Source organism: Mesorhizobium caraganae (assembly GCF_016836705.1).
GTDB classification, from domain to species: Bacteria; Pseudomonadota; Alphaproteobacteria; order Rhizobiales; family Rhizobiaceae; genus Mesorhizobium; species Mesorhizobium caraganae.
Map to the genome: position 1 here is coordinate 1,138,285 of NZ_JAFCGY010000001.1, position 20,211 is coordinate 1,158,495.

Genomic DNA, 20,211 nt, shown 5'->3' on the forward strand with positions numbered 1-20,211 from the left:
CCGAAAAGCGGTTGTTTTTTTTCGAGGCCATGCGCTAGGGAAGACGCATGAGCAATCACCTGTTCGATGCCTTCCGCGACCGCATGCCCGCGCCCGGGCGCACCTTGATGGAGACCGATGACGGGCGTTCGATCCGCTACGGCGACATGCTGGCGCGGTCGGCGCAATTGGCGCAGGCGCTGAGGCATTTGGGCGTCGAGCCGGGCGACCGAGTCGCGGTGCAGGTCGAAAAAAGCCCCGAATGCATTTTCCTTTATCTGGCCTGCCTGCGCGCCGGTGCGGTCTTCCTGCCGCTCAACACCGCCTACACGTTGACGGAGCTCGGCTATTTCTTCGGCGATGCCGAGCCGCGGCTGGTCGTCTGCGACCCGGCGCGGGCCGGCGATATCGCGCCGCTGGCAAAGACTTCGGGCGCAGTTACCGCCACGCTCGGCAGCAACGGTGAAGGCTCGCTGACCGAACTGGCCGTGCAACAGCCCGCGGATTTTGACGATATGGCGCGCGAGCCGGACGACCTCGCGGCGATCCTCTACACATCGGGCACGACCGGCCGTTCGAAGGGCGCCATGCTCAGCCACGAAAACCTGGCCTCCAACGCGCGCGTGCTGGCCGAGCAATGGCACTTCACCAGGGACGACGTGCTGATCCATGCGCTGCCGATCTTCCACACGCATGGCCTGTTTGTCGCCACCAACGTCGCCCTGATGGCCGGCGCCTCTATGCTATTCGAGCAGAAATTCGACGCCAACCGCATCGTCTCGCTTCTGCCGCGCGCCACGGTGCTGATGGGCGTGCCGACATTCTATACCAGGCTCTTGCTGCAACAGGGACTCGACGCGCATGCAGCGAAGAATATCCGCCTGTTCATTTCCGGCTCGGCGCCACTGCTCTCAGAAACGCACAAGGCCTGGCGCGAACTGACCGGCCACGCGATCCTCGAACGCTACGGCATGACCGAGACCAACATGAACACCTCGAACCCGTACGAGGGCGAGCGCCGCGCTGGCACGGTCGGCTTCCCGCTCCCCGGCATCTCGCTGCGCATCGCCGATCCCGACAGTGGTGCTGCGTTAGCCCAGGGTGAGGTCGGCATGATCGAGGTGAAGGGGCCGAATGTCTTTTCCGGCTACTGGCGCATGCCGGAGAAAACCAAGGCGGAATTCCGCGACGGCTTCTTCATCACCGGCGATCTCGGCCTTATCGATGCCGACGGCTACGTCCACATAGTTGGGCGCGGCAAGGACCTGATCATTTCCGGCGGCTACAACATCTATCCGAAGGAGATCGAGAGCGAGATCGACGCGCTGGCCGGAGTCGCGGAAAGTGCGGTCATCGGTCTTGCCCATCCCGATTTCGGCGAAGGCGTCACCGCTGTCGTGGTGCGGGAGCCGGCCTCGCGGATAACCGGGGCCGAGATCGTTGACGCCATTGCCGGCCAGCTGGCGAAATACAAGCACCCGAAGCAGGTCATCTTCGTCGATGAATTGCCGCGCAACACGATGGGCAAGGTGCAGAAGAACCTACTGCGCGAAACCTACAAGGGTCTCTACGACCGTTAAGAAGCCGGCTAATCACTTGCTTCAGGCGCTCCACTGTCACCTGTTCGCGGTTCGGTAGTGCCGTCCCTACCTGCGCGGCTTTGGGTGCCGGAACCCCACAGGGCGCGGTTCAGCAGGCTGCGTTTGCGCTTGCGTGGGATGAGGTCGACATCGCTGACGAGCTTGGCGCCGCCCTCACGCCTTTCCAGGGTGATCTTGCGGCTGTGGAAGGCTTCTAGCTCCGCGCGGTGCGCCACGCTGATGATGGTGACATCAGGCAGTTCGCGGATCACCGTCTTCATCATCGTGTCCTGGCTCTTCTCGTCGAGCGCCGAAGTCGCTTCATCCAGCACCACGATATCGGGGCGATGCAGCAGCAGGCGTGCGAAGGCGAGGCGTTGCTTTTCGCCACCCGACAGCGTCTGGTCCCATGGCGCGTCTTCCCTGATCCTGTCGGTGAGATAGCCAAGCCCCACCTTGTCGAGGGCAGCCTTGATCTGCTTGATCGTCCACTTGTCCGCCGCCGCGGGATAGGCGACCGCGCGGCGAAGCGTGCCGGTGGGGATGTAGGGGCGTTGCGGCAGCATGAACAGGCGCCTGTCGGCGTGGAAATTGACGCTGCCGCCGCCCCATGGCCACAGGCCGGCGACGGCCCGCACTAGCGTCGACTTGCCTGAACCAGATTCGCCAGCCACCAGCACCCGCTCGCCCGGCTCGATCACGACCTCGGTTTCCTTGACCACGGAGGTGCCGTCGTCGAGTGTCACGGAAAGATTGTCGAGGCTGAGGATGGCGCCGTCTTCGGTTTCTCCCCGGTTGATGCGTCCGAGCGCATCGCTCTGCTCGGCGCGCTCGAGCCCGTCGAGCGACATCGTCAGCGAGGCAATGCGCCGCGCGGAGGCGTTCCAATCGGCGAGACGCGGATAGTTGTCGACCAGCCAGCCGAACGCGCCTTGCACGATGCCAAAGGCCGACGCCGCCTGCATCACCTCGCCAAGCGTCATCGAGCCTTCGAGGAATTTCGGCGCGCACAGCAGGATCGGCACGACCGGCGCAAACAGGCTCGATCCCTGCGACACCGCCGCCGTGCGCATGTGCTGTCCGGTCAGCAGCGCCCATTGCCTCAGCACATGGCCGAAATTCCTGTCGATGCCGCCGCGCTCCTCCTCCTCGCCGCCCAGCAAGGCGATGCTCTCGCCGTTTTCGCGCACGCGCGTCAGCGTGTAGCGCAGCTCGGCCTCCGCCTGGTTCTTCCGCTCGGAGAGCTGGACGAAATTGCGGCCGATGACCACCATCGAGGTCGAGGTGATGGCGGCATAGATGATCGCGGTGATGACCAGGAAGCCGGGAATGGTGATGCTCTCGCCGCCGATCGGCAGGGTGAGCGCGCCGCCGATGGTCCACAGCACGACAATGAAGGTCGAGGCCGACAGGAACGCGTTGAGGACGCCGGCGACGAAATCGACCGGCGACTCGGTGGCGATGCGCAGATCATCGGTCATGCGGGCCTCGGGGTTCTGGTGGTCGCCGCCCACGAGGTTCAGCTGGTAGTAGCGGCCGTTTGCCAGCCAGCGCGCGACGATCCCGGTGGTCAGCCAGGAACGCCAGCGGCGCTGGATCGTCATGCGCAGGTAGACCTGCGCGACGACAAGGCAGCCGCTGCAGATCACCAGCGGCACGAATACGGCGCTGAGGAAATAGACTGTGCGGGCGTTGCGCTGCTCGAGGGCATCGAACATCGAGCGGTTCCAGACATTGATGCCATACTGGAAACCGATGTTGATGCAGATCAGCAGCAGCACTCCGATCGTGAATGGCCAGGCGAGCCGGTCGCCGCGCCGGCTCCAGTAGCCGCGCGCGCTGATCCAGAAACGCCGCAGCAGGTATTTCTTGCGCGCCTGCTCGGCCTCTTCGGGCGTCAGCTGCGGATCGGGTTCGATAGCTTCCGGCGGCGGCCCCGCCTGGCCGTCGACCTCCGGCACTGCGTCGGCGGGCGTTGGCTTCTTTTCGCGCGGCTTCTCCTCGCCCGTTCGTCGGTCGCGCGACTTTTGTCGTGACGGCTTTTCCCGGCGCGACTTCGGGGCATCGCTGGGTCTGATGCCGTCGGTCGGTTTCGATTTGGGTTTCGCCTCGGACATACGCCCCGTCAACGGCCTCAAAATCAAAAGGTTTCATAGCTAGAGACGACAACAGCCGCAGCCCTGTCATTTCAGGCTGAGCAGCTCGACAACATGGTCGGCGATTGCCAGGCTCGCCGTCAGGCCTGGGCTCTCGATGCCGAACAGATTGATGATCGGCCCAGCGCCGTGCTCGGCCGGGCCCTGGATGATGAAATCTGCCCCCGGCTGGCCTGGACCGGACAGTTTTGGCCTGACGCCGGCATAGGCGGGGTGCAATGCGCCATCGGCAAGGCTGGGCCAGTAGCGCCGGATCTCCTCGTAGAAGGCGGCGCTTCGGCCGGGATCGACGGTATAGTCGACGCGATCGATCCATTCGACATCAGGGCCAAAGCGCGCGCTGCCGCCGAGGTCGAGGGTCAGGTGAACGCCAAGACCGCCATGGACTGGCACCGGATAGATCAGCCGCGAAAAGGGCGAGCGGCCGGACAGCGCGAAATAGTTGCCGCGCGCCAGCCATAGCGGCGGAACGAGGTCTTGCGGGAAGCCTTCGATGCGTCTGGCCAATGCCTGGGCGTCGAGGCCGGCGGCGTTGATGAAGGCACCGGCCTTGAGACGGAACCCCTCGCCATCGGCGCCACGCGTGTCGATCCGGATCCCGTCGGCTTCGATGGCCGCGCCGGCAACAGTCGTGAGCAGCGCGAAGGATACGCCAGCGGCTTCCGCATCACCACGCAGCGACAGCATCAGCGCCTGGCTGTCGACGATGCCGGTTGACGGCGACAGCAAGGCGCCGGCGCAGGTCAGCGCGGGCTCGAGCTTTTCGGCCTCTGCGCGCGTCAAAAGCGTGAGGTCAGCGACTCCGCATTGCGCCGCGTTGATCTGGATTGCCTGCAGCCTGTCCAACTGGTCGGGTTCGACGGCAACGGTCAGTTTGCCGGTGCGCCGGTGGGCGACGCCGTGCTCGCGGCAGTAGGCATAGAGGCGCTCGCGACCCGCGACGCAGAGCCGGGCTTTGAAGCTGCCCGGCGCATAATGGAGCCCGGCATGGATGACTTCCGAGTTGCGCGAACTGGTGCCCGTGCCGATGGCTGCGGCCTTCTCGACCACCAGCACCTCACGGCCCGCCAGCGCCAGCGCACGGGCAATGGCGAGGCCGACCACACCCGCCCCGGCAACAATGCAATCGACATCATGCATGGATGGACTTTAGCGCCGACTGTCCGCACCTGCAAAAACCCTGTCGCCGCCGATCCACACGCCCTTGACGTTGAGATCGTTCGACAGCGCGACGATATCGGCCGCGGTGCCGTTGGCGAAGCGGCCGAGCCGGTGCGCCTGGTCTACCGCTTGCGCCGGATAGAGCGAGGCCATGCGCAAGGCCTCCGACAGATCCAGGCCGACAATCCTGTGCACATAGCGGACGGCCGAGATCATATCGAGATCGGCGCCGGCCAGCGTGCCGTCGGCCAGCCGCAGGCTGCCGTCCTTGCGATAGATGATGCGGCCGTTGAGGGTGAACGAGGTCATGTCGGTGCCGATCGTCGCCATGGCGTCGGTGACCAGCACGATCCTGCCCGGTCCCTGCTTGGCGCGCAGCGCAATCAGCATGGTGGCTGGGTCGACATGGATGCCGTCGGCGATGATGCCGGCCGAGAGGCCCCCTATGTCGATGGCCGCACCAGCCAGTCCCGGCTCGCGGTTGCCGATCTGGCTCATGGCGTTGAACAGGTGGGTGACCACGCTGGCGCCGGCTTCTGCGAAGGCTTTGGCCGTGGCGTAGCCGGTGTCGGAATGGCCGAGGCTGACGACGATGCCGGCCTCGGCGAGCGCGGCGACGCGGATGGCCTCGACGGATTCCGGAGCAATCGTTGTCAGCAGCACCGGCAGATTTTTGCGCGCCGCGATCAGGGCCGCCTGGTCGGCATCGGTCATCGGCCGGATCAGCGCCGGGTCATGCGCACCCTTGCGGGCTACGGAGAGATGCGGGCCTTCGAGGTGCAGGCCCAAAAAGCCCGGCAGCTTCTGCCGTGCCGCTTCAGCGCCGGCGGCAATGGCCGCGGCGGTGATCTCAGGCGTATCTGTGATCAGGGTTGGCAGCAGCGCCGTAGTGCCGAACGGCGCATGCGCCCGGCATATGGTTGCCAGCGAGGCGACATCGGGATGGTCGTTGAGCATCACGCCGCCGCCGCCATTGACCTGCAGGTCGACGAAGCCCGGTGCCAGCATGCCGCCGCCGGTGTCGATCCGGGCAACGCCGGAAGGAATTGCGCCGACAGGAAGAATGCCTTCGACCACATCGCCTTGCACGAGCAGGGCGGCATCATCATGCCAGTCGTCGCCGTCGAAAATCCGGGCGCCAGTCAGGGCAAAACGGTCGCTCATACGGTTTCCGTCACCTTGCGCAGATTGCGCGGCACATCCGGATCGAGGCCGCGATGGCGGGCGAAGGCCTCGACGAAGCCATAGAAGGACACGATCAGCGTCAGCGGGTCGGTCAAGGGATGACCGGTGGCGACATGCGGCAGGGACTGCGCGCTCCTCGCCTTGTCGGAAGTGATGAAGACGGCGGCACCCTTGCCGGCAAGGTTGTCGGCGGCCTCGGCCACGGACGGCTCCGAGGCGTCGCGAGCGGCCAGCGCCAGCACCGGGAAGCCCGGCCCGACCAATGCCAGCGGGCCGTGCATGACTTCGGCCGCACTATAGGCCTCGGCATGCATGCCGCAGGTCTCCTTGAATTTCAGCGCCGCCTCGTTGGCCATCGCCGCGGACGGGCCGCGGCCGAGAATGAACAGCGATTGCGGCGTCTCCAGCGCGCCGGCCAGCGCCATCCAGTCGCAGGCGATCGCCTTGCTGAAGTGTTCGGGCAGGCGGGCGAGGGCGGCCAGCAGCTTGTCGTCGCCGGTGCAATGCGCCATCAGCGCCAGCCCGGCCACCGCCGAATTGACGAAGGTTTTCGTCGCCGCGACGCTGCGCTCGGGCCCGGCCAGGATGTCGATGGCAAAATCCGAGGCCCGTGCCAGCGGCGAATCGGCGGTGTTGGTGATGGCGACGGTGAGCGATCCGCCGGCCCTGGCCGTCTCGGCCATGGCGACGATATCAGGGCTCTTGCCCGATTGCGAGATGGCCAGGCAGGCCGAGCCGGCGAGCTTGAGCTTGGCGCCATAGATCGAGGCGATCGACGGGCCGACCGAAGCGACGGCCAGACCGGCGGTCAGCTCGACGGCATATTTCATGAAGGTGGCGGCATGGTCGGACGAGCCGCGCGCGACGGTAACGATGAAGCTCGGATCGCGCTCGCGAATGCCGCGTCCGGCCTCGGTCAGCACCGCCGCCGAACCGTCGAGCAGGCGCGCGACGGCTTGCGGGATTTCGTCGATCTCGCGCCGCATATGGGTGGTGTTGGGGATCATGGTCGGCCCTCTTCGCTCGGCCCTGTCAGCCGCAGTTCGGCGACGAAATCATAAGCGTCGCCCCGGTAGATGGAACGGGTGAATTCGATCACCTTGCCGCTCGCCAGATAGGAAATGCGTTCAATGTGCAGTCCGGCAATGCCCGGCGGCACTTCGAGCAGGCGCGCGTCACCGTCGCCGAGATTGGCGGCCGAAATGCGCTGCACCGCCCGCACCGGGCGGTTGCCGGTCAACTCCAGTGCCGCATAGAGAGAAGAGCCTATCCCGGCGGGGTCCGGCAGCACGCTGGCCGACAGCGAGGCGCGCTCGATGGCCAGCGGCGTGTCGTTGGCGATGCGCAGGCGCGACACACGCGCCACCAACTCGTTCGACGACAGGCCGAGCACCATCATCTCGTCGGGCGAGGGCGCATAGAGGCCGCGGTCGAGCCACGCTGAACGCACCGCCATGCCGCGCCGGGCCATGTCCTCGGTGAAGGAGGTGAGCCGCGACAGCGATTGCTCGACGCGCTCCATGCGTGGCGCCACGAAGGTGCCGGAACCGTGGCGCTGCACCAATATGCCGCCCTTGACCAGGTCCTGGACCGCCTTGCGCACCGTGACACGGGAAATGTCGGCCTTGGTCGCGATGTCGCGCTCCGACGGCAACGCGTCGCCTGGCCCGATCAGACCGCGATTGACCGCGTCCTCAATGCTTTTCCTCAGCTGCAGATAGAGCGGCGCGCCGCTTTGCGACGATTGCTTCAGCGTGGCGAAGATCTGGTCGGCGGCCTCGCTCATCGCGCTGCGCCCGCTTTGGCGAAGATGCGAGCCGCCATCTGCACGGCGCCGCCCAGCGCATCGTCGAGCGGCGCCTTCAGCAGCGCCTGGTAGCGCTGGGAAAGGCGCGGCGCATAAAGCGGCGCCAGCCCGCCGAGCAGGCAGAGCGGGGCATCGTGCGAAAGATCGAGTGCCCCGAGCGACGCTTCGACATCGCCGACCGCCTTGTCGACGATCCAGTTGGCGACGGCGTCGCCCTTCTCGGCGTGCTCGAACACCTTGGGCGCGAAGCCGCCGAAATCGCCTGGTTTGGCGTTGGTGGTGAATTCGACCACGTCTTCGGGATTGTTGCGGAAGGTCGCCATCATGCTGTCGGTCAAGGGCGAGCCCGGGCGGACGCCGTCATGGGCGAGCAGCGTCTGTTCGAGCAAATCGCGGCCGATACGGGCGCCGCTGCCCTGATCGCCGACCTGGAAGCCCCAGCCGCCTATGGCACGCGATGTGCCGCCCTTGCGCGCCATATAGGCGGTGCCGGTGCCGAGGATGGCCATGGCGCCATCGCCCGAGCCGACCGCCCCTTCGAGCGCGATCTCGGCGTCAGTCTCGACGCGGCTGATGCTGAATGGCAGGATTGCTTCGAGTTGCTGCCGGTAGGTGCCGACATTGGCGCCGGCAAGGCCAAGAATGGCTGGTGTCTGCGGGATCAGGTCCGGGTCTTGCCCTGCGGCGATGAATGCCTGCCGTGCCGCCTCGACAATATGGGTCCTGGCGCCGGTGAGATCGGTGCGGATGTTGGCGGCGCCGCTTTTGGCACGGCCAATGACAGCGCCATCGCCTGTCGCAAGGGCTGCCCTGCAGCTGGTGCCGCCGCCATCGATACCGAGCACGAAATTCACGCGATTTCTCCTCGGGGCGGATAATACCAATAAAATACCAATAGCCAAGGATTAATTTCCGTTTCAAAAAGATTAAGGCGTATTTTATTGAAAAAACTAGACATTTCGTCGGCTCAGCGATTTCTGGCGGCCAAATCCGTTAATGCGTGTGGACAAGTGGTATTTTTTTGGTATTGTTCCTTCATCGGAGGGACAGGGATGGCCGAACCGCGCACCGAAGCGCTTCACAGGAATGCCGAGGGACTGGACATCCAGGCCCCGGACACCATCCTTTCTTCTTTGGCTGATGCACAGATCGAGGCCGCCAAGGCAGTCCGCAGCGCCATTCCCGCCATCGCTGCCGCGGCCGAGATCATCGCCGACCGGCTGAACGGCGGCGGCAAGCTTGCCTATGCGGCGGCCGGCAGCTCCGGCCTGATGGCGCTGGCCGACGCGCTGGAATTGCCCGGCACTTTCGGCATCAAGCGCGAGCGCATCGTCATCCTGATCGCCGGCGGCGACGAGGCCTTCAAGACGCTGGCCGGCGGGCCGGAAGACGACACCGACGAAGCCTCGGCGGCAATTGCCGGCGCCGGCATCGGCAAGGGCGACTGCCTGATCGCGATCTCGGCCAGCGGCTCGACACCCTATGCAGTCCAGGCTTTGAAGGACGCGCGTGGCCGGGGCGCGGCGACCATCGCCATTGCCAATAACAAGGACACGCCAGTGCTCAAGCTGGCCGATGTCGCCATCCTGCTGGAAACACCGCCGGAGGTGATTGCCGGCTCGACGCGCATGGGTGCCGGCACCGCGCAGAAGATCGCGCTTAACATGCTGTCGACGCTGACCGCCATTCATCTCGGCCACGTCCATGATGGCTACATGGTCAATCTCACCGCCGACAACATCAAGCTGCGCGACCGCGCGGCCCGCATCGTCGCCGCCATCAGCGGCCATGACAAGGACGCTGCGGCGCGCCTGCTCGAAGCGAGCGGCGGCGTTGTCAAGACAGCCATTCTGCTCGCCGCCGGCGCTGCCAACGCCGATGTGGCCGAGAAGATACTGGAAGGGACCGGCCAGAAGCTCAGGCCAGCCCTTTCCGCGATCGAGGGGAACAAGGGCGCGAAGGCCCCTGTTCTCAAAACCGAACCTGAAAAAGGTCAACAGGGAGACTAAGCATGACAACGAAACTACTGACGGCACTGCTTCTCGGCACCGGCATTCTCGGCACCGTCGGGTTGGCTCACGCCGCTGACGTAACGCTCAATATCGAAAGCTGGCGCGGCGACGACCTCACCATCTGGAAGGACAAGCTGATCCCGGCCTTCGAAGCCAAGAACCCGGGCATCAAGGTGGTGTTCGCACCGTCGGCTCCGACCGAGTATGACGCAGCGCTCGGCGCCAAGCTCGCCGCCGGCTCGGCTGGCGACCTGATCACCTGCCGCCCGTTCGACAAGTCGCTCGAACTGTTCAAGAAGGGCAATCTCGCCGATCTCTCGGCGCTGCCAGGCATGGAAAACTTCTCGCCCGTCGCCAAGGCCGCCTGGCAGACCGACGACGGCAAGGCGAGCTTCTGCGTGCCGATGGCCTCGGTCATCCACGGCTTCATCTACAACAAGGACGCCTTCGACAAGCTCGGCATCAAGGTGCCGACGACGCGTGACGAGTTCTTCGCCGCGCTCGACAAGATCAAGGCCGACGGCACCTACATCCCGATGGCGATGGGCACCAAGGATCTCTGGGAAGCCGCGACCATGGGCTACCAGAACATCGGCCCGAACTACTGGAAGGGCGAGGAAGGCCGCCAGGCACTGATCAAGGGCGAGCAGAAGCTGACCGACGCCGACTGGGTCGCGCCCTATGCCGAACTGGCCAAGTGGAAGCCCTATCTCGGCGACGGCTTCGAAGCCCAGACCTACCCGGACAGCCAGAACCTGTTCACGCTTGGCCGCGCCGCCATCTACCCTGCCGGCTCATGGGAGATCGGCCTGTTCAACACCCAGGCGCAGTTCAAGATGGGCGCCTTCCCGCCGCCGGTCGAGAAGGCCGGCGACACCTGCTACATTTCCGACCATACCGATATCGGCATGGGCCTGAATGCAGCGTCGAAGAATGCCGATGCGGCCAAGACCTTCCTGTCCTGGGTCGCTTCGCCGGACTTCGCCACCATCTACGCCAACGCACTGCCGGGCTTCTTCAGCCTGAACTCCAACCCGGTGAAGATGGAAGACCCGCTGGCGCAGGAATTCGTCTCCTGGCGCGACAAGTGCAAGTCGACGATCCGCTCGACCTACCAGATCCTGTCGCGCGGCACGCCGAACCTGGAAAACGAGACCTGGGTTGAATCGGCCAACGTCATCAACGGCACCGATACGCCGGAAGCTGCCGCCAAGAAGCTGCAGGACGGCCTCGACAGCTGGTACAAGCCGGGCAAGTAAGAGCTCAACGAGCAGGGTCGTTCCAAGTGGACGGCCCTGCGTTTTTCGATAGCATCGACTGCCAACGACGGCGCCGCCCCTCATCCGCCTGCCGGCACCTTCTCCCCGTATAGTGACGGGGAGAAGGGATGCACTCCAGCGCTGGCGACCCCCTCTCCCCGTTCTTCACGGGGAGAGGGTAAGGGTGAGAGGGGCAGCGCCGACGTGGGAGCATTTTTGCCCAGACCGTGGATAGGCGGGGACCGCACTCATGGCCGCAGAAACACGACCGAAACGACCGTTCCGCTGGCATATCGGCGTCTTCCTGGCGCCGGCGCTGCTGGTCTATACGGCGATCATGATCCTGCCGCTGGCCGGGACGCTGCAGCTGTCGCTGTTCCGCAACATCGAGCAGCACCAGGTCTTCGTCGGCTTTGACAATTTCCGCACCTTGTTCGGCGACCCCAACTGGTCGGTCAATTTCTGGAATGCGCTGCGCAACAATGTCTGGTTCTTCATCATCCACATGCTGGTGCAGAACCCGATCGGCGTCATGCTGGCGGCATTGCTGTCCAGCCCGCGGCTGAGATTCGCCGCCTTCTACCGCACGGCGATCTTCGTGCCGACCATCCTGTCCTTCGTCATTGTCGGCTTCGCATGGAAGCTGATCCTGTCGCCGCTATGGGGCGTGGCGCCGCACCTGATGGACCTGGTCGGCCTGAAAAGCCTGTTCACGCCATGGCTCGGCAAGGAACAATATGCGCTGACCGCGCTCAGCCTGATCTCGGTGTGGCAGTTCATCGGCATTCCGATGATGCTGATTTATGCAGCGTTGCTGTCGATCCCCGAAGAGGTGATCGAAGCCGCCGAATGCGATGGCATTACCGGCATGTCGCAGTTCTGGAAGATCAAGCTGCCGCTGATCCTGCCGTCGATAGGCATCATCTCGATCCTGACCTTCGTCGGCAATTTCAACGCCTTCGACCTGATCTACACCGCGCAAGGGGCGCTCGCCGGGCCGAACTATTCGACCGATATTCTGGGCACCTTCCTCTACCGCGCCTTCTTCGGCTTCCAGTTGCAGGTCGGCGATCCCAATATGGGGGCTGCGATCGCCACGATGATGTTCCTGATCATCCTCGGCGGCGTCTGCGTCTACCTCTTCCTCGTCCAGACGCGCCTGCGTCGCTACCAGTTCTGAGGAGCCAGAGATGAGCCTAGCCACCCGTTCTCTGCCCCGCACCATCGGCGCCCACGCGATCCTGTTGACCTACACGGTGATCGCGCTGTTTCCGGTGATCCTGGTCATCATGAATTCGTTCAAATCGCGCGCGGGCATCTTCGGCGCGCCGCTAACGCCGCCGACGCCGAAGACCTTCGACCTGATCGGCTACACCACGGTGATCGGCCAGGGCGACTTCATCCACTATTTCCAGAACAGTCTCGTCGTCACCGTCGCCTCGCTTTTCTTCGTGCTTCTGTTCGGCGCCATGGCGGCGTTTGCGCTGTCGGAATACCGCTTTCGCGGCAACACGCTTATGGGGCTTTATCTCGCGCTCGGCATCATGATCCCGATCCGGCTCGGCACCGTCGCCATCCTGCAATTGATGGTGGCGAGCGGACTGGTCAACACGCTGACGGCGCTGATCCTGGTCTACACCGCGCAGGGCCTGCCGCTGGCAGTCTTCATTCTGTCGGAATTCATGAAGCAGGTGTCCGACGATTTGAAGAATGCAGGCCGCATTGACGGCCTGTCGGAATACACGATCTTCTTCCGGCTGGTGCTCCCGCTGGTCAGGCCCTCGATGGCGACCGTCGCCGTCTTCACCATGATCCCGATCTGGAACGATCTATGGTTCCCGCTGATCCTGGCCCCGTCGGAAGAGACCAAGACGGTGACGCTCGGCGCGCAGCTGTTCCTTGGCCAGTTCGTCACCAACTGGAACGCCATCCTGGCGGCCCTGTCGCTGGCGATCATGCCGGTGCTGATCCTCTACGTCATCTTCTCGCGGCAACTGATCCGCGGCATCACTTCCGGAGCCGTCAAGTGAGTCTAGAAAAGCCTCTTCGTGTCGTCGTCGCCGGCCTCGGCAATATGGGCCGCAGCCATGCGCTGGCCTATCACACCAATCCGGGGTTCGAGATCGCCGCACTCATCAACCGGTCCGATGTCCCGCTGCCCGATGGGCTGTCGGGTTATGGCATCCGCCGTTCCTTCGACGACGCTTTGCGTGACGAGAAGCCTGACGTCGCCTGCATAGCCACCTATTCCGACAGCCATGCCGACTATGCGGTGAAGGCGTTCGAGGCCGGCTGCCATGTCTTTGTCGAAAAGCCGCTGGCAACGACGGTGGCCGACGCCAAGCGCGTCGTCGCCGCGGCCAAGGCCAACGGCAAGAAGCTGGTGATCGGCTATATCCTGCGTCATCACCCGTCCTGGGTCCGGCTGATCGCCGAGGCGCGCAAGCTTGGCGGCCCTTACGTCTTCCGCATGAACCTCAACCAGCAGTCGTCGGGTCCGACCTGGCAGACGCACAAGCAGTTGATGCAGACGACGTCGCCGATCGTCGACTGCGGCGTGCACTATCTCGACGTCATGCTGCAGATCACCGACGCCAAGCCGGTCGAGGTGCGCGGCATGGGGCTGCGGCTGACCGAAGAGATCGCGCCGACGATGTACAATTACGGTCATCTGCAGGTGCTGTTCGACGACGGCTCGGTCGGCTGGTACGAGGCAGCCTGGGGGCCGATGATTTCGGAAACAGCGTTCTTCGTGAAGGACGTGATTTCGCCCAATGGCTGCGTGTCGATCGTGATGAAAGAGGGCGTGAAGTCCGACGATATCGACACCCACACCAAGACCTCGACCATCCGCCTGCACAGTGCCGCAACCGGGCCGGACGGCAAGTTCGCCAGGCCGGACGAGATGCTATCGATGGAAGGCGAACCCCGCCACCAGGATCTCTGCGACCTCGAACAGGCCTTTGTGCTGAAGGCGATCCGCGAAGACATCGACCTGAGCCGCCACATGGACGACGCCGTAAAATCGCTCGCCGTCTGCCTTGCCGCCGATGAGAGCGTACGCAGCGGCGCCCCAATAAAACTCTAGGTAGAGTCAAACTCTAGAACAAGGACGAAGCCGTGGGCTCGCTGGTAATCGAAAATGTGAAGAAGGCCTTCGGGCCGGTCGAGGTGCTGAAGGGCATCAACCTCGAAGTGACCGACGGCGAATTCGTCGTCTTCGTCGGTCCGTCCGGCTGCGGCAAGTCGACCTTGCTCAGGGTCATTGCCGGGCTCGAGGATTCGACCTCGGGCCGGGTGGTGATCGACGGCGCGGATGTTTCGGCCACGCCGCCGGCCAAGCGCGGCATCGCCATGGTGTTCCAGACCTATGCGCTCTACCCGCATTTGACGGTGAAGAACAATATGGGCCTTGGCCTCAAGCAGGCCGGTACACCCGCCCCAGAGATCGATCGCCGCATCGGCATCGCCTCCTCGATGCTGTCGCTGGAGCCTTATCTCGAAAGGCGGCCGGCGGAGCTGTCGGGGGGCCAGCGCCAACGCGTCGCCATCGGCCGTGCGGTGGTGCGCGAGCCAAAACTGTTTCTGTTCGACGAGCCGCTGTCGAACCTCGATGCAGCACTTCGCGTCAACACGCGGCTGGAGATCGCGCAGCTGCACCGCCGGCTGAAGGCGACGATGATCTACGTCACCCACGACCAGGTCGAGGCGATGACGCTGGCCGACAAGATCGTCGTGCTCAATGCCGGCAGGATCGAGCAGATCGGCGGCCCAATGGAGCTCTACAATTCGCCGGCAAATGAATTTGTCGCCGGCTTCATCGGCTCACCGAAGATGAACTTCATCGACGGCGCGCGGCTGGGTGAGACGGCCAAGACCATTGGCGTGCGGCCGGAGCATCTGACCGTCGATGCGAAGTCCGGCGCCTGGAAAGGCACGGTCGTGCACGCCGAACATCTCGGCGCCGACACCAACCTCTATCTCGACTGCGAAAAGGCCGGGCTGATCACGGTGCGCATTTTCGGCGTCTACGACGCGGAGCCCGGCGCGACGCTTTATGCGACGCCCGAGCCGGGGAAGACGTATCGGTTCGGGGCGGACGGCAAGACGATCAAATAATCCGCTGCAGGCAGCGCCGAGGCGATCACACCGCGCCGAGCAGCACCGCGCCGTGGATGGCCGCCTGCCAGCCCAGGGCCGCCCAGCGTATGTCCAGAGGCTGGACAACAAGCGAATGCGGCAGGCTTTCGGCAATGCGCTGCTTGAGCGTCTGGCGGGGATAAGACTTCATGTCGACGATGCCGCCGCCGATCAGGATCGTCTGCGGGGAAAACAGGGCGGCTGCCGTTGCGATCGTCACCGCCTGCTGCCAGACGATCTCGTCGAGCCATTCGCGCAGCGACGGCGGCTGCCCGGTCGCCGAAAAAAGATCGGCCACCGGAATATCGTAGTCCGTCGCGAGTTCGACGAGCGTTGCCCCTGAGGCGTAGGTCTCGACCCGGTTTGGTGGTTCGCCATCGCCGGGCCGGTAGATCGGCATATGGCCGATTTCGAGCGCCCAGCCGCCACCCCTGAAAATGCCATCCTTGCCGAGATAGGCCGCACCGATGCCGGTGCCGAGATAGACCGCCAGGACCTCCTTTTGCCGCTTCACCGCGCCGGCAACGCTTTCGCCCAACAATTGCAGCACGACGTCGCGTTCGAGCCGGGCGGGAACGCCGAGTCGCGAAGCCAGTTCGGTGCCCAGCCGGATACCGTTCAGTTCGGGAATGTTAGCGGTGTGCAGCACCGTGTCGAAATCGCGGTCGATGAAGCCAGGCACGGTCGCAACGACGCGCGCGGGCTTGAAGCCGGCATCGCGGCAGGCCGCGGTGACCGCATCGGCCAACCCCGCCACGGGCGCGCCCTGGCGCAGCTGCGCCGTGGGGTAGGTGCGGGCAAACTCCACCGGGATGCCATGGTTGGCAAAGCCGACCTTGACTGACGTGCCGCCGATCTCGACCACGGCGATCGTGTCGTCCGTCGTATTGTCGGTCATGCGAGCGTTTCCAGAAATTCCGAAAGACAGGCGCGGAATTCCCGCCGGTAGGCTTGGCGATCCTGCGATTTGGCGGTGATGGTGCAAAACCGGGCCGACGGGATGAGCCCGGCCAGCGCTTGCGCGTCGGCCAGTCGATGGACGAGGTCATGGTCATGACCGATGACCAGGGTCGGAACAGTGATCGCTCGGATACCGGCCTCGCTGACGCCGGGACCGTCGCCGGCAATTGCCATCAGCAGCCTGCCGAACAGAACCGGATCCGGGCGAGTGAAGAAGCCTTGCAGGCTGGCGAGATTGTCCGGCGCCAGCCTGGCCAGTTCGGCTGATACAGGGCTTTCATCGAAGAGACGCCTCGCATGCTCGGGCGAGTGGCGCATCAAGAGATCGCCGACCACGGCGTAGGGCTTCATATTGGCCGGGGCAGCCTGGGACACCCAGGCAGGCCGGGCGAGCACCAGCGCGCGCACGCGAGCCGGCTTGTGCACCGCCAGACGCAGCGCCAGCGCGGCGCCCATCGAGATGCCGCCGACGACAGCCGGACCGATGCCGATAGCCTCGGCCAGCGCTTCGACGTCCTCGGCAAACGTCGCAACCGAAAGCCGCTCGACCGGCCCGTAGCCGGATCCACCCTGACCCCGGCATTCGAGCGTCACCCTCCGTGTCTGCGGCAGGTCGGGAAAAACGTCGGCGACCTGCGCCTCATCACCGCCAAGGCCATGCTGGAAGATGACGGGAAGGCCGGCGCCGACATCCCGGTAGGCAAGGTCGACGCCATCGCGGCTGAAGGTCCTTTTCACGCTTTTCCGCTTTCTTCGAGGACGCCACGAAGGAAGGCACCGACATCAGGCGCCTCGGCTTCCGTCAGACCATGCGTGATCAAAGGACCGTCGAAGCCGGCGGCTCTCAGACGGCTAATGAAACGCGGGAAGTCGACCACGCCCTGTCCAGCGGCGGCAAAACTGCCATCGGCATGGCGGTCCTTGGCATGGGCCATGCCGATCTCCGCGGCCAGCAGATCGACGGCCTCGTCGATCAGGCGATGACGCTCTGCGCTGTCAGCCACTTCGAACAGGTTTGCCGGGTCGAGCACGATGCGCAGGCGCGCGCTGTTCATCTCGTCGAGCAGGCGGCGTGCGGCCCGCGCGCTGGAAACGACATTGGCGAGTTCCGGTTCGATGCCAAGCTCGATGTCGAAGCGGTCGGCAATCGCAATCGCCGCTTCCATCTCCCGTCGAAGATCGCTCCAGGCGGCCTCGCTGGCGTTGTCGGGATGCCAGCGCCACTGATCCTGCGCATCCCTGGTGCCGGTGCACAGCGTGATGAGCCTGGTGCCCATATCCGCACATGACGCGGCGAGCACCTCAAGCCGGGCAAGACCTGACACACGAACCGAGCGATCCGGGTGGATCATGTTGTAGGTTCCCGAGATCGCGGCGATCGAAACGCCGGTTTCACCGCTCGCCACGGCGACGGATCGGGCCGCGCCGGGCTCGATGCTGTCCGGCATCGACGGCAGGCCAAGGCACGCCATGTTGAACTGCGCCGCCGTGTAGCCGGTATCCGCCACCGCGCGCAGCACCGGCACGGCGCCGGTGGCAATGAAGGTCTTGGCGAAAATCCCAAGCTGCATCAGACAACCCCGTCGACATCTGCGAGGTTGACGGCGCGGCCGCCGGCGGCGGCGGAGCGGGCGATTGCCGCCATGCCCCTGACGGATGCGATGCCGTCCTCGATGCCGGCGCCGACCATGGGCGCGCCATTCAGTACGACATCGGCGAAGCCTTCGAGCTGGCGGCGATAGAAGTGGCCATCCGCGCCAAGCGTGCGATGCCAACTGCCATCGGCCTCACGGAAGATGTCGACCTCGCTGCTCTTGTAGTACCAGGGGTTAAAGGTCTTCGCGAGAACGCTGCCGTTCTGGCCGTAGATCTGGAACCCTTCGTGCCAGTCCATGCGCACGGCGACCGTCAGGTCGAGATGACCGATCGAACCGTCGGCGAAGATGGTGGTGACGAACCAGCAATAGGCGCCATAGCGCTCGGTGAGCCGGGCCTCGACGGCCTCGATCGGCCCATGCAGATGGCGGGCGGTATCGAGGAGATGGCTGCCATGCGCCAGCATGTAGTATTGACGCAGATCCGCCTTGGGATTGACGGACGGCTTGCGCGCCTTGGCGCTGGTGATGATGAGCGGCTGCACCGCATCGGTCATGGGATAGCGATGGGTGCTGTCGCAATACCAGCCCTTGAACGCCAGCCGCTCGCCCATCTCGTCATCGACGAAGGCCTTTGCCGCCTGGATGCCCGGATCGAAGCGCTTCATATGGCCGACCTGGAGCACCTTGCCGCTCTTGTCGAGCGCGGCCCGCAAGCCCTCGACTTCCTCGACCGAAACACCCAGCGGCTTTTCGCAAAGCACATGCTTGCCGGCATCCAATGCCAGCTCCGCTGCCTTGACATGGAACGTATCCGATGTCGCGATGATGACGGCATCGAGGTCGGGATCGGCCAGCATCTGGCCATAATCGGCATAGGATTTTTCGGGCGCGAAAGTGGCCGCCATCCTGTCGCGCAGATCGTCGGCGACATCGCAGATGGCATAGAGATCGGCATTGCGCGCCTTGGTGCAGGATTCGAAATGCGCCGCCTGCGCAATCGGACCGCAGCCGAGCACGCCGACACGCAGCCGCTTTTCGTCTTTGCGAGGCATGGAATTTCTCCTGATTAGCGCGCGGCGAGGCCGCGAAGTTGAAATTGCGGATCGCCCGACAAAGCTGCCTGATGCAGCAGACAGGCAGCGCCCAGCGCGGGACCGTCCGCGCCGACGCGCGACAGTTCGACCGTGGGAACGGGATAGCCTTCGGCGAGGAAGTCCAGCAGGAAAGCTTCCACCTGTTCGGCGACAAAGGGATAGATTGCATTGACGGAGCCGGAGAGGATGATGCGTTCCGGCTGCAAGGTGCAGGCGAGCGTCGCCAAGCCGCGGCCGAACCAGAGCGCCCAGTCGCGCGCCGTGGCGACGGCAGCCGGATCGCCGCCGGCAAGCGCTGCGACAAACTCATCCACACCGGCGCGCCGCCCGCTTATGTGGAGGTAGCGAGCGAGCAAAGCATCCTTGCCGACATAGGATTCCAGCCGGCCCGGGCGCTTGGCGTCGAAGACAAAACCTTCGTCGCCAATGCGCAGATGACCGATTTCGCCGGCGCCGCCGAGCCGGCCGCGATGCAGCCTGCCGGCATTGATGATGCCGCCGCCAACGCCGTTCTCGATCAGGATGACCAGGGCATCCTCATCATCCTTTCCCGGCTGCGCCCGGTATGTCTCGGCCACCGCGACGGCATTGGCATCGTTTTCCAGCAGGATTGGAAAATCGCCGCGAAAGGCGTTGCCCAAGAGCTCGGCCAGATTGACACCATGCCAGCCAAGGATGGTGGCATGGTATGAAATGCCGTCGGCGGCGGGGAAGCCAGGCACGGCGACATTGAGCCCGTATGGACGCGCACCCTCGGGCAACTGCGAACGGATCTCGGCGACAAGTTCCCTAATGATGGCGACTGCGGCTTCAGGCGTGCTGCCGGGGCCGGCAAAGGCTCTCGAGGCGCTGGCACGCTGCGCGCCGGCAAGGTCGACAGCCACCGTCGCGATCCAGTTCACGCCGATATAGGCGCCAAGGAAGAAGCCGCCATTGCCTTCGATCTCGACCAGGATTCCGGGGCGGCCGACGCGGCCCTCGCCGTCTTGCTCGTCATTAGCTTCATCCGACCGCTCCCGCGCCAGACCGGCTTCCGTCAGGCCGAGCACCAGGGCGCCGGTGGTCGACCGGGTCAGGCCGAGGTCGCGTGCAAGCGCTGCCCGGCTCAACGCGCCGGCGCGAAACAGCGCTGCAAGGGCTCGCGTTTCATTCGGCCGAAGATCGGTCGACACCAGCACGGCATCCTCCGTAATTTGTTTGGTTGACATACTAATTGACTTTCTCTGTGCTTGGAAATGGCCAAAATAGGGTGCAGTGCAACAAAATATTTGGCGTACTCA

Annotated in this window: 18 protein-coding genes; 7 read left to right on the forward strand and 11 right to left on the reverse strand. The window is 64.5% G+C overall.

Annotated elements, in window-relative coordinates; translation table 11 throughout:
• The first annotated feature begins 47 nt into the window (after window positions 1-47).
• A complete protein-coding gene (locus JQK88_RS05590; protein ID WP_203277706.1) occupies window positions 48-1,559 on the forward strand; it encodes a malonate--CoA ligase in 1,512 nt (503 codons plus the stop codon).
• An 8-nt stretch (window positions 1,560-1,567) separates the two neighbouring features.
• Here the strand turns inward: JQK88_RS05590 and JQK88_RS05595 are convergent, their stop codons facing one another.
• The 6 genes from JQK88_RS05595 to JQK88_RS05620 form a co-directional block, all read right to left on the reverse strand.
• Window positions 1,568-3,676, reverse strand: coding sequence for an ABC transporter ATP-binding protein/permease (locus JQK88_RS05595; protein WP_203277707.1), 2,109 nt, complete (start codon window positions 3,674-3,676; stop codon window positions 1,568-1,570).
• Window positions 3,677-3,742: 66 nt separating this feature from the next.
• Complete coding sequence (locus JQK88_RS05600) at window positions 3,743-4,855, reverse strand: NAD(P)/FAD-dependent oxidoreductase (protein ID WP_203277708.1); 1,113 nt, start codon at window positions 4,853-4,855, stop codon at window positions 3,743-3,745.
• Window positions 4,856-4,864: 9 nt separating this feature from the next.
• Window positions 4,865-6,040, reverse strand: a complete 1,176-nt coding sequence (gene nagA, locus JQK88_RS05605) for an N-acetylglucosamine-6-phosphate deacetylase (protein WP_203277709.1) — start codon at window positions 6,038-6,040, stop codon at window positions 4,865-4,867.
• The gene (locus tag JQK88_RS05610) at window positions 6,037-7,068 is read right to left on the reverse strand and encodes an SIS domain-containing protein (RefSeq protein ID WP_112561222.1); all 1,032 of its coding nucleotides are present in this window, start codon (window positions 7,066-7,068) and stop codon (window positions 6,037-6,039) included. The genes nagA and JQK88_RS05610 overlap by 4 nt, the downstream gene beginning before the upstream one ends.
• Complete coding sequence (locus JQK88_RS05615) at window positions 7,065-7,847, reverse strand: GntR family transcriptional regulator (protein WP_112561221.1); 783 nt, start codon at window positions 7,845-7,847, stop codon at window positions 7,065-7,067. Before JQK88_RS05615 ends, JQK88_RS05610 begins: the two co-directional genes overlap by 4 nt.
• Window positions 7,844-8,722 (reverse strand): glucosamine kinase nucleotide-binding domain-containing protein, encoded by an 879-nt coding sequence (locus JQK88_RS05620; protein WP_203277710.1) that lies wholly within the window; start codon window positions 8,720-8,722, stop codon window positions 7,844-7,846. Before JQK88_RS05620 ends, JQK88_RS05615 begins: the two co-directional genes overlap by 4 nt.
• Before the next feature lie 198 nt (window positions 8,723-8,920).
• On the opposite strand from JQK88_RS05620, the gene JQK88_RS05625 reads away from it, so the two are divergent.
• The 6 genes from JQK88_RS05625 (at window position 8,921) to JQK88_RS05650 (ending at window position 15,258) form a co-directional block, all read left to right on the forward strand.
• Window positions 8,921-9,877, forward strand: coding sequence for an N-acetylmuramic acid 6-phosphate etherase (locus JQK88_RS05625; protein ID WP_203277711.1), 957 nt, complete (start codon window positions 8,921-8,923; stop codon window positions 9,875-9,877).
• 2 nt (window positions 9,878-9,879) lie between these two features.
• Entirely contained in the window at window positions 9,880-11,139 is a 1,260-nt protein-coding gene (locus JQK88_RS05630; RefSeq protein ID WP_203277712.1) for an ABC transporter substrate-binding protein, read from the forward strand.
• 250 nt (window positions 11,140-11,389) lie between these two features.
• Window positions 11,390-12,319, forward strand: coding sequence for a carbohydrate ABC transporter permease (locus JQK88_RS05635; protein WP_192249428.1), 930 nt, complete (start codon window positions 11,390-11,392; stop codon window positions 12,317-12,319).
• Window positions 12,320-12,329: 10 nt separating this feature from the next.
• The gene (locus JQK88_RS05640; protein ID WP_192249431.1) at window positions 12,330-13,169 is read left to right on the forward strand and encodes a carbohydrate ABC transporter permease; all 840 of its coding nucleotides are present in this window, start codon (window positions 12,330-12,332) and stop codon (window positions 13,167-13,169) included.
• Complete coding sequence (locus JQK88_RS05645) at window positions 13,166-14,227, forward strand: Gfo/Idh/MocA family protein (RefSeq protein ID WP_203277713.1); 1,062 nt, start codon at window positions 13,166-13,168, stop codon at window positions 14,225-14,227. Before JQK88_RS05640 ends, JQK88_RS05645 begins: the two co-directional genes overlap by 4 nt.
• Before the next feature lie 32 nt (window positions 14,228-14,259).
• Entirely contained in the window at window positions 14,260-15,258 is a 999-nt protein-coding gene (locus JQK88_RS05650) for an ABC transporter ATP-binding protein (RefSeq protein WP_203277714.1), read from the forward strand.
• Window positions 15,259-15,283: 25 nt separating this feature from the next.
• On the opposite strand, the gene JQK88_RS05655 is transcribed toward JQK88_RS05650, so the two are convergent.
• From JQK88_RS05655 to JQK88_RS05675, 5 genes are read right to left on the reverse strand one after another with little or no spacing between them, the layout of a single operon-like run.
• Window positions 15,284-16,177, reverse strand: a complete 894-nt coding sequence (locus JQK88_RS05655) for an ROK family protein (RefSeq protein ID WP_203277715.1) — start codon at window positions 16,175-16,177, stop codon at window positions 15,284-15,286.
• Complete coding sequence (locus tag JQK88_RS05660) at window positions 16,174-16,977, reverse strand: alpha/beta fold hydrolase (protein ID WP_203277716.1); 804 nt, start codon at window positions 16,975-16,977, stop codon at window positions 16,174-16,176. Before JQK88_RS05660 ends, JQK88_RS05655 begins: the two co-directional genes overlap by 4 nt.
• Window positions 16,974-17,810 (reverse strand): sugar phosphate isomerase/epimerase family protein, encoded by an 837-nt coding sequence (locus tag JQK88_RS05665; protein ID WP_203277717.1) that lies wholly within the window; start codon window positions 17,808-17,810, stop codon window positions 16,974-16,976. The genes JQK88_RS05660 and JQK88_RS05665 overlap by 4 nt, the downstream gene beginning before the upstream one ends.
• Entirely contained in the window at window positions 17,810-18,889 is a 1,080-nt protein-coding gene (locus JQK88_RS05670) for a Gfo/Idh/MocA family protein (RefSeq protein ID WP_203277718.1), read from the reverse strand. Before JQK88_RS05670 ends, JQK88_RS05665 begins: the two co-directional genes overlap by 1 nt.
• A 14-nt stretch (window positions 18,890-18,903) precedes the next feature.
• Entirely contained in the window at window positions 18,904-20,139 is a 1,236-nt protein-coding gene (locus tag JQK88_RS05675) for an ROK family transcriptional regulator (protein WP_203277719.1), read from the reverse strand.
• Window positions 20,140-20,211: the final 72 nt, after the last annotated feature.